This is a genomic window from Luteimonas panaciterrae (genome assembly GCF_020511115.1).
Taxonomy (GTDB): domain Bacteria; phylum Pseudomonadota; class Gammaproteobacteria; order Xanthomonadales; family Xanthomonadaceae; genus Luteimonas; species Luteimonas panaciterrae.
In genome coordinates this window covers 1-410 of sequence record NZ_JAJAVH010000073.1, presented here as the reverse complement: position 1 = coordinate 410, position 410 = coordinate 1, and the positions used below count along the sequence as shown (strand labels likewise).

Annotated in this window: 1 protein-coding gene; it reads left to right on the top strand. The window is 66.8% G+C overall.

Going from position 1 to position 410, the window contains the following annotated elements:
• The coding region (locus LG367_RS18830) for a S8 family serine peptidase (RefSeq protein ID WP_226470706.1) at positions 1–410 on the top strand (410 nt) is incomplete at both ends.

Genomic DNA, 410 nt, shown 5'->3' with positions numbered 1-410 from the left:
GGTACGTCGGCGGCGACGCCGATGGTCAGCGGTGTCGCGGCGCTGATGCTGGAAGCCAACCCCAGGCTGACTTATCGCGACGTCAAGTATATCCTGGCGACGACGGCGCGCCAGATCCACCCCGACCAGCCGGATGTGCGCCATCCTGACGATAGGGGCCAGGTGCTCGTGCCGGGCTGGACGAAGAACGCCGCCGGCCATGCCTTCAGCAACTGGTACGGCTTCGGGTTGGTGGATGCGACGGCGGCGGTGACCAAGGCTGCCGACTTCAAGCCCCTGCCGCCCTTGGTCGACAGCGGCTGGAAGAAGGCGACGCCGGACGATTCGGTCGACATCGGCGGCAAGGGCGCCCCGGCACGTATCGTGATCGACCTGAAGGAGGCCGCTGAGCGTATCGAGAGCGTGCAGTT